The sequence below is a fragment of the Enterocloster sp. genome, from assembly GCF_057861365.1.
In genome coordinates, this window is sequence record NZ_DBMACH010000002.1 from 208,197 (window position 1) to 223,960 (window position 15,764).

The following is a 15,764-nucleotide window of genomic DNA, read 5'->3' on the forward strand; positions in this document are numbered from 1 at the left end:
CCTCCTTTATTTCATCAGTTTCTGCAGGGTGTTCATCAGTTCGTCGATTACCTGATCGTTTCCTTCCCTGATATCATTTACAACGCAGGTGTGGATATGGCTGGAAAGAAGGGTGCGGCTGAAGCTGTTGAGAGCAGCGGTAACGGCGGCTGTCTGTATCAGTATATCCGGGCAGTAGGCATTTTTTTCAACCATGCTTTTGATGCCGCGCACCTGTCCTTCGATCCGGTTTAAGCGATGTATAAGATCTTTATATTCTTTTTCGGAACGCTCTTTTGTCTTATGGCAGCTGCATGCTGCTGGATTTTTTGCTTCCATATAAGTCCTCCTGTCTGATACGGGATTGGGATGAGAATATACCCTGGTGGGGTATAGTGATATTATATACCCTGGTGGGGTATGTTACAAGAGGAATATTAAAAAAATATAACAAAAGCTGTCGTTCCTCTTACGATTTTCTCAGGGACATTGAGAGGAAAGAAAAAATATGATATGTTGGGATCAGAAAGGAAAGGAGGAGAAGAGCATGAAAAAAAGATTTGTGGGATTATTGGCGGTGGTGCTTGTCCTGTTTGGGTTTACAGCCTGCGGAGGCGCTGCTTCCGGTGCAGCTGCGGATAAAATGGAGATAGCTGAAACGATGGCTGTCAGTCCTCCGGCAGCTGCAGGAGGACATATGCCGGAAGCTCCTGCTTTGGAAGAAACAGAACGGGAAACGGGAGAAACGTTAACATCCCGGTCTCAGACACGAAAGCTGATCCGCACGGTAGAACTTCAGATGGAGACAGGAGAATTTGACGCGTTTCTTCAGGCGGTCGGGGAAAAGACAGAGACTTTTGGGGGATATACGGAGCGGTCAGATGTGATGGGAAAACAGGCAGATTCCGAAGGAAATCCCATTTTGCGTACTGCCAGCCTTACAGTCAGGATCCCGACGGGCCGTCTGGATGAATTCATTACAGACCTGGAAGGAAAAGGAAGTATAGTGAATCGTTCGGAAAACACAGAGGACGTTACCCTTCAGTACAGTGATATTGAGAGCAGGAAAAAGACGTTGGAAATGGAGCAGGACAGGATCTGGGCTCTTTTGGAAAAAGCTGATACTCTGGATGCAGTGATCGCCTTGGAAAAACGGCTGTCTGAGATCCGCTATGATCTGGAATCCATGGAATCCCAGCTGCGCTTGTATGATAATCAGGTGGAATACAGTATTCTGCGTTTGGATCTGTCAGAAGTAACAAATTACAGTCCCACAGAGCCTCAGACCATATGGCAAAGGATCCGCACTGGATTTGTGGAAAATGCCCACAGGGCAGCAGGTTTGTTTTCTTCTCTTTTTGTAGGGATCATAATATCGGTTCCGTTTTGGGTTCCTGCGGCGGCGATTCTTTTTATCTTTTACTTTATAGGCCGAAAATATGCGAAAAAACATGGGGAAAAGAAGTGAATTTGCAGTTTGGACCATTTTACGGTATAATGGACTCCTATTTAATTAAAGGAGGACATGTCTGCCCATGGCATCATTTACGAAATTTGCAATCTTGAAAGTGTTCGGGGATCTGGCAGCTTCCAGACCGGTAGATAAAATTACGGTAAAGGATATTACAGATCAATGCGGTATTTCCAGAAATACGTTTTATTACCATTATCAGGATATTTACCAGGTGCTCAAAGCCTATGTCCAGTATTCGGCTGAGCATGTGATCGAGCTGATGGTAGAGGATGAGGGGGAGGATGGTAAGGCAGGCTTAAAGGAAATCCGGTATCTGGAAGCCAACAGAGAGCTTTTATGCAATCTGTATCGCTCTGCTGCCAACGAGGAGGTCAGAAACTGCCTGCAGTCTGCCAGCCAGATTATTTTTGACCGCCTCATTGAAAGCGTATCTCAGGGAATGGAGGTACAGGCAGAGGATAAAAAGATACTCAGTGCGGTGTGCCAGTATACGGTTCGGGGGATCATGACCAGCTGGATGGAAGAGGACGGAATGCTGAACGGGGAAACACTGGAGCAGGTTTTGGTCCGCCTGGACTATTTGTTTAAAGGGGCCATAAGAGAAGCGTTGATGCGGAGCGCGTCCAGAGAACAGGGGCTTCTGCCAGAAAGCAAAATGTTGTAAAGCAAGTCTGCTGTAAATTGTGAAATAAAAGTAAAAAATAGTACACATATGGGTCAAATGCACAAATTTTGTGCATTTGATTTTATTTTGCCTATTGTCAATTAGACAAAAGTCCATATAATGATTAATGGTAAAGGAGATGAAAAAAATGCCCACAGAGAAATTCATGAATCTGGGTGATTACAAGAAACAGGCAATCCTGGATGCAATGCGCGCAGAATTCATGACTACGCCTTACTCGGAGATCCGAATCAGCAGCCTGATCAAGCGGGCAGGCATATCCAGAGCCAGTTTTTATCTGTATTTCCAGAGCAAAGAAGATTTGTTTACCTGTATGATGCATCAACTGAGAGAGCGGCTGGTGCAGGGGCTGGTAGAAGCCTTCCAGGAACAGAAAAGTTCATTTGATGCGTCCATGAGCCGGCTGGTAAACCGGATTATGGATGATGAGATCTACAGAGACTGCTGGGAGTTCTGCAAGCGGGTGATGGAGGATGGGACCTGCAGAGAGGTGGCAGCCTGCGCAGAGCGGGAATATGACAAAGAAGACCTGCGGGAAAAGACAGAAAAAAAATGTTATGAGGCCATGGATCATTCCGGATATCCAGGGCTTGATAAGGAAAAGCTGCGGTATGCCATCGGCATGGGGATGCTGGTAATCCTCAGGATATCCATGCTGTATCTGGACCATGCGGCAGATCCAAAAAGGCTGAAGGAGATGGCAGCCAGGCAGTTTGCCATACTTGACAGAGGAATCCGGGATTAAAATCGTGTATAAAAGAAAGGAAGGCAGAAAAAAATGAAAAAAAGCAGCAAAAGACTGATCGCAGGAGCGGTAGTCCTTTTAGTGGCGGCAGGGTTTGTATTTAAACTGGTGTCAAGCAAAGAGGAGGCCCCGCAGTATGAAACACGTCCTACGGTAGCCGTACAGACACCGGTAACAGGAGACATTACACTCTATACCGAACTTACAGGAACCGTAGAGCCTGTATCCAGAGCGTCTGTAATGCCAAAGATCAGCGGCGAAATCTTAGAGGTAAATTTCCAGGCAGGCGATACGGTACAGGCCGGTCAGGTGCTGTGTAAAATTGATTCAGATGCGTTAAGGACCATGGAACTTCAGATGCAGTCCGCATCCGTAGCCGCAGATACGGCAGCCAGAGAGCTGGCGCGTCTTCAGCCTTTGTTTGACGGCGGATTTGTTTCCCAGCAGCAGTTCCAGCAGGCTCAGGATGCGGCCACCAGCGCCCGTCTGGCTTATGAAACGGCAAAAACCCAGTATGACCTTCAGATGGAATATACCACAGTGACCGCTCCGATCGGCGGCGTGATCGAGAGCAGAGGGATTGAGCTTCATGACCATGTAAGCCCTTCTGCCCCTATCTGCGTAATTTCCGGAGGAGACCAGCTTCAGGTGAATTTCGGGGTAACAGAGAAGGTAATGAAAAATATGAACGTAGGCGACGCTTTGACGGTAGAAAAGAACGGAAGCACCTATGAAGGCAATCTGACGGAAATAGGAGCCATGGTAAATGCATCCGGCTTATACGATGCAAAGGCAGCTGTCAGCCAGGGAGCCAGTCTTACAAACGGAGCAAAGGTAAAGCTGACCGTTGTAATGGATCGCGCAGAGGGTGCAATGACGGTTCCTGTAGACGCGGTCAATTATGACAACGGTAACGCTTTTGTATACTGCTATGAAGACGGCACTGCTAAAAAAACCATGGTAGAAGCCGGTATTTATGATTCACAGAATATGGAAATTATTTCCGGACTGGAAGCAGACAGCCAGGTGATCGTAACCTGGAGCAATGAGCTGGTAGACGGACAGCAGGTGCTTTTGGATGACGGACAGAAGGAAGAAAGCAGCGAAGGAAATGCGGATCAGGAAACATCTGCCGCAGAGTCAGAGAAAGCAGGTGAATAAGGAATGGTTAATATTACTAAATTTGCGGTACGCAAGCCTGTAACCATCATCATGTGCCTGATTACCATTGCATATTTCGGTATTCAGGCTCTGATGGGGACGAAGGTAGAGCTGACGCCGGAAATGGAACTTCCTGTTCTGCTGATCAGTACCGTATATGCGGGCGCTACCCCTGAGGATATCAACGACCTTGTAACAACGAAACAGGAAGATGCCATTACCTCACTGGACGGCGTTAAAAATGTATACAGCTTTTCCCAGGAAAATGTTTCCATCATCATGGTGGAGTATGAGTTCGGAACCAATATTGATACGGCATACATCAACCTGAAAAAAGCCATTGACGGAACCAAGCGGGATATGCCGGAAGATGTGGAAGATCCCAATATCCTTGAGATGGATATGAATGCTTCTCCTGTTATGACGCTTGCAGTCGGCGGACAGGTAGACGGAAACCTTTATACATATGTAGAAAACAATGTTCAGCCGGAACTGGAAAAATTAAGCTCCGTAGGTGAAGTTTCCCTTGCCGGCGGACAGAAGGAATATGTAAGCGTTTGTCTGGACCCTGAAAAGATGGCCCAGTATAACTTAAGCCTTTCTACGATAGGACAGCTGGTAGGCGCAGCGGATTTCGCTATTCCTGCCGGTGATGTAAACGTAGGAAAGCAGGAATTGAACGTCAGCGCGGGCAACGATTATGACGATGTGGAAAGCCTGAATAATGTTGCTATCCCTCTGGCAGACGGCAATGTAATCCATCTGTCAGATATTGCGACCGTTTCCCAGACACTGGAAGAAGAAAATTCCATCGGCCGTTATAACGGAAAGGATGTTGTTTCGATTGCCATTAAAAAGCAGCAGAGCTCAACGGCAATTGATGTATCAAGACAGGTAACAAAGCAGATTGAAAAGCTGAAGGCAGCCAATCCGGGACTGGAATTTACGGTTGTAAATGATTCCAGCGATATGATCAACGAATCCATCGTCAACGTATACCAGACCATGTTCATGGCGATTATCCTGTCCATGTTTATCCTGTGGCTGTTCTACGGAGATCTGCGTGCTTCCGTTATCGTTGGTACTTCCATTCCTATTTCCATTATGCTGACCCTGATCGCCATGAGCTTTATGGGATTCTCCCTGAACGTTATTTCACTGACGTCTCTGGTTCTGGGCGTAGGTATGATGGTAGATAACTCGATCAACGTACTGGACGGATGTTTCCGTGCAAAGGAAAAGATGAATTTCTACGATGCGGCCATTGAGGGAAGCCGTGTTATGATCAATTCTATCATTGGCGGTACAGCGACCACCTGTGTTGTATTTATCCCTCTGTCCATGTTAAGCGGTATGTCCGGCCAGCTTTTTAAACAGCTCGGATTTACCATTGTGTTCAGTTTGATCGCATCTCTGTTCTCGGCAGTTACCATTGTGCCTCTGTGTTATTATCAGTGGCATCCGGTAGAGAAAGAAAAGGCTCCTGTAGCGGGCTTTATCCGCAGCTGCCAGGAGTGGTACCGTGCGCATATGCCTTCCATTATTCCTAAAAACGGCCTGATCATTGGCGGAAGCCTTTTGCTTTTGGTAGCCTCCTTTGGCCTGGCTTCCCAGCTCAGAATGGAGCTGATGGTAGCGGTAGATGAAGGTATCGTAGATTTGGAGATCAAGACAAAACCGGGCCTTTCAATTGCAGCGGTAAATGAAGCGGTAGCTGAGGTAGAGCAGCTGGTAGCGCAGGATGAAGAGGTAGACCATTATCTTCTGACTTACGGAGCCAGCGGCCTGAGTATGGGAGGAAGCGGCGTTGCCCTGAGCGCATATTTAAAGGATGACCGCAAGCTTTCTACCGACGAAGTAATTGATAAATGGACCAGAGAGATCGAAAATTACACGAACGTATCGGTTACTCTGGAGCAGGGAAGCACCAGCGGTTCTTCCAGCAGCAGTACAAATGAAATTGAGGTAGACTTACAGAGTACGGATTATGACGCATTAAAGATGGCGTCAAATGATCTGGTAACGGAGCTCAGAAAACGCGATGATGTTATGCAGGTTCATTCATCCATTGAAAATGCGGCTCCTATCATTAAGGTAAGGGTCGATCCGGTTGCCGCTCAGGCAGAGGGTCTGACGCCTGCGTCCATCGGCTCTATGCTTTACAGCAATTTAAGCGGTGTGGAAGCGGCTACGATGAGAGTCAACGGCGAGGATATTGACGTAATCGTAGAGTTTGCTCCGGATCGGTATGATTCCATTGAAAAGGTTCAGGGTATGATGATCCCTACTGCCACGGGAACGGTTCTTCCTCTGGAAGATCTGGCAGATATTGTTTATGAGGACAGCCCGCAGCAGATTTCACGTAAATCAAAGCAGTATCAGGTATCCATCACCATGCAGCCTCAGTCCGGCCTTAAAGATGAGGCAAAAGCGGCTGTAAATGAGTTTGTGCGGAACTGGCCAATGCCGGAAGGCGTAGAAATGGCGGCCAATGCAGCGGATGAAAGTATGATTGAAGAGATGACCGCTTTAGGAAGCGCGCTGATCACCGGTATTTTCCTGGTATTCGTAGTAATGGCAATCCAGTTTGAGTCGCCGAAATTCTCAATGATGATTATGACTACCATTCCGTTTGCTCTGATTGGTTCCTTTGGACTGCTGTTTATTGCAGACAGCCCCATCAGTATGGTATCCATGCTGGGCTTTCTGATGTTAGTCGGTACGGTTGTAAATAACGGTATTCTGTATGTAGATACGGTTAACCAGCTTCTTCTTGAAATGCCTCTGGATAAGGCTCTGGTAGAGGCGGGAGCCATCCGTATGCGTCCGATTCTGATGACAACCGGAACGACCGTTATTTCCATGCTCCCCAATGCGTTTGCTTACGGTAAATCCGGTGCCATGATGCAGGGTCTTGCCCTTGTAAACGTAGGCGGTCTGATTGCAGCTACAATCCTGACCCTGGTTCTTCTTCCTACCTATTACAGACTGGTTCACAATATGGGCAGAAAGGCCATGGGAGAAGGCGGACTGGAGATTGCAGACTGATCGAGCCATCACTGCAGTTTGAAATAATTAAATAAAGAAATGATAAAATGAAGCAGCCGTTCCTGCGTGTTCCGATTTAATTCGGGGGCGCGGGGGCGGCTGTGTTTTGCTAAAATGGATGTCGTTAGAGTTATTTTGCTCTTGTGTTTTCTGGCAGGCAGTGATAAAATAAAAACAAATTATAAGAATTGTTTTTATTTTGAAGGGAGATGCGGTATGCCAAAGGTGGCCTATTCTGAGGAAGACAGAGAACGCATTCGGGCGAAACTGATCGCAGTTGGACTTGAACTGATGGCAGAGCAGGGAATCCAGCATACAACCGTAGAACAAATCTATAAAAAAGTTGGTATCTCGCGTACGTTTTTCTATTCCTTTTTTGCTGCAAAAGAGGATTTGATCGTTGAGACATTATATCTGCAGCAGCCGAAGATCATTGCATATGTGAAACAGTTAATGGCTGATCCTGCTTTGAGCTGGCGTGATGGGGTCAAGCACTTTCTTTACACCTGCTGTTATGGAGAGAAAAACGGGATCGCTGTTTTAACGATTGAGGAACAGCAGCTTATTTTCAGGCATTTATCAAAGGAAAGCTATCAGACGTTCCGAAAAAAGCAGTTCCGCCTTTTTGGAGAAATATTGGAAAACTTTGGGATAAAGGCGAATGTAGAAAGGATTCATCTGTTTACAAATCTGAGCTTGACCGTGATGGTTATACGCAGAGCCATTCCCGATACACTTCCTTTCTTTGTTCCGGAAGCTGCGGATGAAACGGTTGATTTTCAGCTGAATGCCATTGTGGATGCCCTGGAAAAATTAAAAGAGGAAACGAACATATAAAAGATTCAGGAGGAAAAAGATTATGGGATTTTTTGGAAAACTGTTTAAAGGCCCTGAGGTTGACATGGAAAAGAGCAATGCAAATGCAAAGAAAATGCGTCTGCTGTTTGACCAGGCCGTAGAGGGAGGAAGCGGTTACAGGTTGATTTTTGGATATACCGAAGATGTAAGCCGCTTTAATTATGGATTCGTTCACGGGAGCAAAACAAAGATCGGAAATTTAATTGTGGGCTGGAATGAGGCAAACCAGACAATCGTGGTCGTTCCGACGGTTCCCGATCTTTCTGGCTGCGGCGATCCGACATACTACCGCCGTTCTGAGATTTTAAAAGCATACAGGAATAAGTATCCCACCGATGCCTTTATCATTTACCCGGACAAAAAGGGCTATATCGGCATCAATGCCTATGACTGGCTGGAAGATGAAAAACTGTATGTTTATGTATCGCAGGCCGATGAACTGGCTGCGTTTACAGACTTTTTTATGAACCGTTTTGCAAAAAAGTGAGGAAACTATGAAAACACGGATTCACAGCACACTGCCCTAGGAGGCGGACGGATTCTTCTTCATGCGCAGTGCAGGGCAGCGGGTATGAAAAGCAAGGGTATGTCCGCCGGGGAGAAATCGATTTTGATGAAGAATGCCCTCATATATGGATGGGGAAGGAGATTGGGGGGAGAGAGGGCATAGTGCTCTTTACCCCCGATACTCCCTGCAGCTTTCCCTTCCTGCAATATAAAACGGAAAGCTGATTTTCATCGGCAGGGTATGGCCGCCTTCGATTCGGTCGATGAGTGTTTTTGCGGCCATTTTTCCCATCTCTTCGATGGGGATGTGGACCGTGGTGAGCATGGGAGTCAGATACTGGGCCGTATCAATATCGTCGATGCTGATAATGGAGATATCCTCCGGTATCTGAAGTCCGTGCTCCTTTACGGCACGCATGGCCCCGATCGCGGTCATATCGTTGGAGCAGAACCAGGCTGTGGCATCGCAGTCTCTGTCGAACAGGATATTGGCTCCCTGGTATCCTCCTTCGGAGGAGAGCTTTACATTGCTGATATATCCCTTTAAAATAGGGATCCCTGTATGTTCGAGAGCCCGGCAGTATCCGTTATAGCGCTCTTCTTTATCTGTTTCGCCGATATAGGCGATTTTTTTATGTCCAAGTTCAATGAGACGGCTGACTGCAGCATAAGCGGCCTGACCGCCGTCGCAGATGATCTGGTCATATTTGGCGTCCAGGCTGTTGAGTCCGGCATACACAACATACTTAAAATACTGTTTTAAAAACTTTAACAGCTCTTTATCGCACCGTCCCAGGACCGCTACGCCGTCTGCCTGATTGTCTTCAATGAGGCGGAAGGTGCTGGGATGGTGGATATCAAAGGCGGAAAAGGTATATTTTAATATATAGCCGTGGCGGAACGCCTCTTTTTCGATGCTCCTTGCAAGAGGAGTAAAGAAGCTGTCAGCGGCTCCATCCTCTACTCTGGCAAACAGGCAGGCAAGCGAGCGGGATAAGGGTTCTTTCTCAGTGGAAGAGCCTTTTTTTAGTTCCCTGGCTGTATGATTTGGGGTATAGCCGGTGCGCCGGACGATTTCCCAGATTTTGTCCTGAACCTCTTTCCCGGCCGGAGATTTGCTGCTTTTATTGATTACCCGCGATACGGTGGAAATGGATACGCCTGCCTCGGCAGCGATTTCCTTCAGTGTCATGCGATTTCCTCCTTACCCACTGATGCTATGATGTAAGTATACATGATAAAAACACAAAAAAACAGAGCCAAACGCAAAAATGAAAGAAAAAGGGAGGGAAAACAAGGCAAACGTTTGGGTAAATAGGCAGTGGCTTTTTTGTACAACATGATATACTGAACCCATAAGAAACAGAAATGATTTGGCAAAGACGACAAAAATAAGAGCCAAAAATAAAAAACAGGAGGAAAAATTATGGCTTCTGATGAAAACAGGAAGAAAGATCATGCGCAGTGGGATATCATCAGCCGTATCCCCAACTGGGGCTGGCTGCTTATTTCCTTTCTTACAGCGATGCTTCTGTGGAAATGGCTGTCTGTGAATCCGACTACGGCCCGCAGCTTTCCCTTTGCGCCGGAGGTGCTGGCGTCCCTGGGTACCATGATCGAGCGAGGCGTACTGTGGCAGGATTTCAGCAGCAGTATGATTTCCGTGGTGATGGGCTTTGTCCTTGGCTTTGTTACATCGGTTCCGGTAGCCTTTCTCATGGCCTGGTACCGGCCGGTGCGCTACATTGTAGAGCCGTGGATCCAGTTCATCCGTAACATCCCGCCTCTGGCCTATGTTCCGCTGGTGGTTATTTCTGCCGGAGTAGGAAGACGGCCTCAGGTCATCGTGATCTGGCTGGCAACCTTCCTTATTATGACCGTGACGATTTATCAGGGTGTGCGCAACGTAGACGAGACCTTGATCAAAGCTGCAAAGGTGCTGGGCGCAAAGGACAGCGATCTGTTTGTAAAGGTTATTTTCCCGGCCACGACTCCATTTATCATTACCGCAGTCCGCCTGGGCGTATCCGTAGCTCTTACAACCCTGATCGCCGCTGAGTCTACAGGCGCGATCGCAGGTATGGGAATGAGGATCCGTTCTTTAAATAACACCTTTGAAGTGGAGCCTATGCTGCTTTATATTATCATGATCGGCATTATCGGGATCACCAGTGAAAAGATCATTAAATATCTGGAAAGGAGGTTCACCGGATGGCAGGAGACGAGAAACGTGTAAAGGTCAAGATTGACCATGTGGAAAAGATCTACGATGGTCGCAAGGGTCGTATGGTTGCTTTAAACGGCGTGGATCTTGATATTATGGAAAATGAATTTATCTGTGTGGTAGGCCCGTCCGGCTTCGGAAAGTCCACGCTGTTAAATATCATTGCAGGCCTCTTGGAGCCTACCTCCGGAGCAGTATATGTAGACGGAAAGAAGGTAGAGGGAACCGGAACCGAGCGGGGCGTGGTATTTCAGCAGTATGCATTATTTCCATGGCTGACCGTTCTTAAAAATGTCATGTTCGGCCTTAAATTAAAGGGGATGAAGGATGACGAGGCAAGAGAGGTTGCCATGAAGTACATAAAGATGGTACAGCTGGAGGATTTTGTGGATGCTTATCCAAAGGAACTTTCCGGCGGCATGAAGCAGAGGGTAGCTATTGCCAGAGCCTATGCGGTACAGCCGGAGGTGCTTTTGATGGATGAACCCTTCGGAGCCTTAGACGCCCAGACAAGGACGCAGCTTCAGTCAGAGCTGATCAAAACGTGGCAGGAGGAGAAAAAGACCTGTTTCTTTATTACACATGATGTAGAGGAGGCTGTTATCCTTGCAACCAAGGTTATTATTATGAGTGCAAGGCCGGGCCGTATCAAAAAGATCGTAGATATCAACCTTCCGTATCCGAGAACACAGGAAATGAAGATGGAGCTTCCGTTCCTGGATCTTAAGACGTATATCTGGGGTGAAGTATATAAGGAGTATCTGGAAGTAAGAAAGTAATAGGAGCAAAATGGTAAGTGTTTCAAAACTATATCATTTATTTTAAGGAGGATACAAATCTATGAAAAAACGTTTTTTAGCAGCAGCAATGGCAGCAGTAATGGCATTGTCCGTGACAGCCTGCTCCGGCGGAAGTTCTGCTCCTGAGACAAAGGCTCCGGAGTCTGCGGAAGCATCCAAGGCAGAGGAAACGTCCAAGGCTGAAACTGAAAAGGAGACAAAGGCAGAAGAGGAAAAGACAGAGGCAGCGGCAGAGGCAGAGCCCATTACATTAAATATTGCATATATGCCAAACTATGGAAGCCTTTGGTCTGTGGCGGCAGCACAGGCTCAGGGATTCATGGAAGAAGAAGGAATTAAGCTGAATCTGGTATCCTTTGCAGATGGCCCTACCATCATTGCGGCGATGGAGTCCGGCAGTATTGATATCGGCTATATCGGACAGGGCGCACACAAGCTTTGTGTCAACGGCCAGGCCAAGATTTTTGCATTGTCCCATATTTCCAACGGCGACGCTGTGATCGGCGGACCAAGTGTGAAGACCATGGAAGATTTAAAGGGTAAGAAGGTGGCTTATTCCTCCGGTACATCCAGTGAGGATATTTTAAATAATACACTTACAAAGGCCGGTATGACCATGAGCGATATCCAGGCCGTTGATATGGACGCATCCGGTATTGTTACGGCAATGATTTCAGGCGGCGTAGATGCCTGTGCTACCTGGTCTCCAAACAGCTTAAAGATCATGGAAGAGATTCCGGAGGCAACCAAGCTGGCTGATAATATGACCTTTAAGGATACTACCGTTTCTCTGGCAAGCTGGATCGTAACTCCAAAGTATGCAGAGGAGAATCAGGATACCATCCTTCGCTTTACAAAAGCGCTCTTTAAAGGAATGGATTATGCGGCAGACGATCACTATGAGGAGACTGCAAAGGCAGTTGCCGATATTACAAAGACAGATGAAGCAAGCGTATTTGACCAGAGAGGCGATGCAGACTGGCTGACCGGAAAGGAAGTATCAGAAGGTGCAGCAGACGGAACCGTAGAGAATTACTACAAGATCCAGCAGGAGAATTTCATTGCCGGAGGACAGGTGGAAAAGGAAGTTCCTGTAGCAGATTATGTAATGCTTGACAATATGATCGAAGCAGGTAAGTAAAAATCATTGCAGGGAGCGTCCTGGGGGCCGGTTGGGGCGCCGGACGCTCTCTTTATGGCGGAAAAATGGCAGAAGGGCCGGCGTGACAGGGAAAGGAGCAGTTATGAAACACGACTATTACAGCTATACAAAAGAGCAGCTTTTGGAAAATCCAAAAATGAAGCTGTTTTGCTTGGAGGATAATGCTGCTGTATTTAAACAGATGGCAGAGCAGATGGCAGAAGAGATCAAAGCTCATAATGCAGAGGGAGGGCACACCGTCTTTATCTGTCCGGTAGGGCCGGTGGGACAGTATCCGTATTTTGTGGATCTGGTAAATGAGCAGAATATCAGTCTTAAAAATGTATGGTTTATCAATATGGACGAATATCTGGATGATGAGAAGTGCTGGGTGCCGGAGGATCATCCTCTGAGCTTTCGGGGCTTTATGAACCGTACCGTATATGACAGAATACGCCCAGAGCTTGTGATGCCCAAAGAACAGCGGGTATTTCCGGATCCTTTTGATACGGAACGGGTCCCAAAACTGATTGAAGAGCTGGGAGGCGTGGATATTGCCTTTGGAGGAATCGGCATTAACGGCCATGTGGCTTTTAATGAAGCAGATGCGTCGCTGACCAATGAGGGATTTCTGGCTCAGAAGACCCGTGTGCTTGCAATTACCCCTGAAACACGGACGGCCAATGCCATCGGAGATTTTAACGGAGCTCTTGAGGATATGCCTCATTACTGCGTAACCATTGGTATTTATGAGATCGCTCATGCGAGAAAAATTCGTCTGGGCTGCTTTAGAAACTGGCATCGGGCAGTGGTGCGGAGGGCCGCATACGGTGAACCGTCCTCTGATTTTCCCGTAAGCCTGCTCCAGAGCCACCCGGATCTTACCCTTACCTTTACGGATTATGTGGCAGCTCTGTCTGACTGAGAAGAAAGGCAGGTTGGTTTATGAGGGACAATGTACTGGTTGTTCATGGAGGAGGGCCTACGGCAGTGCTGAATGCATCGCTGTACGGCGTACTTCTTGAAGCAAGGGAAAGCGGCGCAGTGGGCGCAGTTTACGGAGCCATCGGCGGAAGCGAGGGAATTTTAAAGGAACGGTTTTTAAATCTGTCCCGGTTTCCTGAAGAAGAGCTGAAAAAGCTCCTTGCCACGCCGGGAACTGCCATTGGCTCTTCCCGATATGCGCTGGAGGAGGAAGATTATAAGGCAATGGAGGCCATTTTCCGTAAGCACCATATCCGATATGTGCTTTTTAACGGGGGAAACGGCACGATGGACGCCTGCGGAAAGCTGGTGAGGGTTTTAGATCCAGACTCAGATATCCGGGTGGCAGGAATCCCAAAGACCATTGATAATGATATCGGCATTACAGATCATACTCCGGGCTACGGCAGCGCGGCCCGGTATATAGCCAGAACAACGGCTGAGATAGGGGCGGATGTGAAATCTCTTCCCATTCATGTGTGTATTTTAGAGGCCATGGGGCGCAATGCAGGCTGGATTACAGCGGCCTCAGCTCTGGCGAGGAAAAAACACGGGGATGCGCCGCACCTGATCTATCTTCCGGAGCGTCCTTTCAGGGAAGAGGAATTTCTGGCAGATGTGAAGGAGCTGTATGACAGGCTGGGCGGTGTGGTTGTGGTCGCCAGCGAGGGCTTAAAGGATGAAAGCGGAAAGCCTGTCGTGCCTCCTATTTTCCAGACAGGCCGTTCCGTCTACTACGGAGACGTGGGAGCTTATCTGGCAGAGCTGGTGATCAAAAAGCTGGGAATTAAGGCCAGAAGCGAAAAGCCGGGGCTTTGCGGCAGAGCATCCATCTCCCTTCAGTCCCCGGTGGACCGTGAGGAGGCGGTGCTTGCAGGAAGAGAAGCCTTAAAGGCTGCAATGGAGGGCTGTACAGGCATTATGATCGGCTTTGCGCGCAGGGAGCAGGAGAAATATGAGGTCTGCCCCATCCGTATTCCGGTGGAACAGGTGATGCTTACAGAACGGACTGTTCCGGCTTCCTATATCAATAACAGGGGAAATGATGTGACGGATGCCTTTGTAAGCTGGTGCCGCCCTCTTACCGGAGAGGAAATACCGGACTATATTGATTTTCAGGAGATATACAGGGAAAGAAGAGAGGACAGAGAATGAAGCATATCTTTTTAAATCTGAAGCGTTTTGATATTCCAAAGGAGTATGGCGGCGTAAACGCTATTGCTGCCATGAAGGACTGGGGTTCCTATATTGTGGAGCAGACTCAGAAGGGGCTTATGGAGTATGGAACAGAGGATGTGGAATTTGCCATGTTTTTCCCCGAAGCCCACATACTCACAGCGGCAGGGACTCTCTGCGAAGGCAGTCCGGTAAAGGTAGGCTGCCAGGGAGTATTCCGCCAGGATACGGCAGTGGGGGGGAACTTCGGAGCCTTTACTACCAGCCGCACAGCTAATGCAGCCAGAGCTTTGGGATGCAGTTATGTGCTCATCGGCCACTGTGAGGAACGAAAGGATAAGGCAGGGATCCTTGCAGCGGGAGGAGGAGACCCGGCAGCTGTAAACGGAATATTAAATCAGGAAATCAGAGAGGCTGTACGGGCTGGTCTGAAGGTGCTTTACTGCATCGGAGAAACTTCAGAGGAGCAGACCAGGTGGCAGGAGGTTTTAAGGACGCAGCTGGAGGAGGGATTAAAGGATGTGGACAAGAGCTGCGTAACCATTGCATATGAACCCGTATGGGCTATCGGGCCGGGAAAAATCCCGCCGGATAAGGAGTATATCCAAAAGATCGGAGCATTTGTAAAAGAGATTACCGGGGACATGGATGTGGTTTACGGAGGCGGATTAAAGCAGGACAATGCCGCTATGCTTGCGCATATGAACCCGTATGGGCTATCGGGCCGGGAAAAATCCCGCCGGATAAGGAGTATATCCAAAAGATCGGAGCATTTGTAAAAGAGATTACCGGGGACATGGATGTGGTTTACGGAGGCGGATTAAAGCAGGACAATGCCGCTATGCTTGCCTCTGTTCCGGATATGGATGGCGGACTGATTGCGCTGACCCGTTTTTCAGGTGAGATCGGATTTTATCCGGAGGAATATCTGGAAATCGTAAAGCTGTACCTGACAGCAGAAAAAGCTTAAAGCATTTGGGAA

15 protein-coding genes and 1 pseudogene are annotated in these 15,764 nt (G+C 47.9%); 14 read left to right on the plus strand and 2 right to left on the minus strand.

Annotation, left to right across the window (positions count from 1 at the left end):
• Positions 1-6: 6 nt before the first annotated feature.
• The gene (locus ACZM6M_RS03775) at positions 7-318 is read right to left on the minus strand and encodes a metal-sensing transcriptional repressor (protein ID WP_066549347.1); all 312 of its coding nucleotides are present in this window, start codon (positions 316-318) and stop codon (positions 7-9) included.
• Between the two features lie 208 nt (positions 319-526).
• Between ACZM6M_RS03775 and ACZM6M_RS03780 the strand changes: the two genes are divergently transcribed.
• From ACZM6M_RS03780 to ACZM6M_RS03810, 7 genes are all read left to right on the plus strand, one after another.
• Positions 527-1,447: a DUF4349 domain-containing protein gene (locus tag ACZM6M_RS03780; RefSeq protein ID WP_337433931.1), complete on the plus strand. Its 921-nt coding sequence runs from the start codon at positions 527-529 to the stop codon at positions 1,445-1,447.
• 67 nt (positions 1,448-1,514) lie between these two features.
• On the plus strand, positions 1,515-2,117 hold the full coding sequence (locus tag ACZM6M_RS03785) for a TetR/AcrR family transcriptional regulator (RefSeq protein ID WP_066549341.1): 603 nt from the start codon (positions 1,515-1,517) through the stop codon (positions 2,115-2,117).
• A gap of 148 nt (positions 2,118-2,265) precedes the next feature.
• Positions 2,266-2,883: a TetR/AcrR family transcriptional regulator gene (locus tag ACZM6M_RS03790; RefSeq protein ID WP_337433930.1), complete on the plus strand. Its 618-nt coding sequence runs from the start codon at positions 2,266-2,268 to the stop codon at positions 2,881-2,883.
• A 33-nt stretch (positions 2,884-2,916) separates the two neighbouring features.
• A complete protein-coding gene (locus tag ACZM6M_RS03795) occupies positions 2,917-4,044 on the plus strand; it encodes an efflux RND transporter periplasmic adaptor subunit (RefSeq protein ID WP_489489728.1) in 1,128 nt (375 codons plus the stop codon).
• A gap of 3 nt (positions 4,045-4,047) precedes the next feature.
• A complete protein-coding gene (locus ACZM6M_RS03800) occupies positions 4,048-7,092 on the plus strand; it encodes an efflux RND transporter permease subunit (protein ID WP_417045833.1) in 3,045 nt (1,014 codons plus the stop codon).
• A 216-nt stretch (positions 7,093-7,308) separates the two neighbouring features.
• Positions 7,309-7,929 carry a TetR/AcrR family transcriptional regulator gene (locus ACZM6M_RS03805; RefSeq protein ID WP_419504073.1) on the plus strand — a complete coding sequence of 207 codons (621 nt, stop codon included), beginning with the start codon at positions 7,309-7,311 and terminating at the stop codon, positions 7,927-7,929.
• Positions 7,930-7,951: 22 nt separating this feature from the next.
• Entirely contained in the window at positions 7,952-8,437 is a 486-nt protein-coding gene (locus ACZM6M_RS03810; protein WP_066549327.1) for a hypothetical protein, read from the plus strand.
• A 189-nt stretch (positions 8,438-8,626) separates the two neighbouring features.
• Here ACZM6M_RS03810 and ACZM6M_RS03815 read toward each other — a convergent pair whose 3' ends face one another.
• Positions 8,627-9,649 carry a LacI family DNA-binding transcriptional regulator gene (locus ACZM6M_RS03815; protein ID WP_417046121.1) on the minus strand — a complete coding sequence of 341 codons (1,023 nt, stop codon included), beginning with the start codon at positions 9,647-9,649 and terminating at the stop codon, positions 8,627-8,629.
• A gap of 234 nt (positions 9,650-9,883) precedes the next feature.
• On the opposite strand from ACZM6M_RS03815, the gene ACZM6M_RS03820 reads away from it, so the two are divergent.
• The 7 genes and pseudogenes from ACZM6M_RS03820 to ACZM6M_RS03850 form a co-directional block, all read left to right on the plus strand.
• Positions 9,884-10,693 carry an ABC transporter permease gene (locus ACZM6M_RS03820; RefSeq protein ID WP_489489731.1) on the plus strand — a complete coding sequence of 270 codons (810 nt, stop codon included), beginning with the start codon at positions 9,884-9,886 and terminating at the stop codon, positions 10,691-10,693.
• Positions 10,669-11,460, plus strand: a complete 792-nt coding sequence (locus ACZM6M_RS03825; protein ID WP_489489733.1) for an ABC transporter ATP-binding protein — start codon at positions 10,669-10,671, stop codon at positions 11,458-11,460. The genes ACZM6M_RS03820 and ACZM6M_RS03825 overlap by 25 nt, the downstream gene beginning before the upstream one ends.
• 61 nt (positions 11,461-11,521) lie before the next feature.
• Entirely contained in the window at positions 11,522-12,622 is a 1,101-nt protein-coding gene (locus ACZM6M_RS03830) for an ABC transporter substrate-binding protein (protein ID WP_489489734.1), read from the plus strand.
• Positions 12,623-12,725: 103 nt separating this feature from the next.
• Entirely contained in the window at positions 12,726-13,547 is an 822-nt protein-coding gene (locus tag ACZM6M_RS03835) for a sugar phosphate isomerase family (protein WP_418762046.1), read from the plus strand.
• A 20-nt stretch (positions 13,548-13,567) separates the two neighbouring features.
• A complete protein-coding gene (locus ACZM6M_RS03840; protein WP_418762045.1) occupies positions 13,568-14,761 on the plus strand; it encodes a diphosphate--fructose-6-phosphate 1-phosphotransferase in 1,194 nt (397 codons plus the stop codon).
• Positions 14,758-15,561, plus strand: a complete 804-nt coding sequence (locus tag ACZM6M_RS03845) for a triose-phosphate isomerase (RefSeq protein ID WP_489489737.1) — start codon at positions 14,758-14,760, stop codon at positions 15,559-15,561. Before ACZM6M_RS03840 ends, ACZM6M_RS03845 begins: the two co-directional genes overlap by 4 nt.
• Positions 15,480-15,752, plus strand: a pseudogene (locus ACZM6M_RS03850) (triose-phosphate isomerase); the annotation flags it as partial. The gene ACZM6M_RS03845 and the pseudogene ACZM6M_RS03850, both read left to right, overlap by 82 nt.
• Positions 15,753-15,764 lie beyond the last annotated feature (12 nt).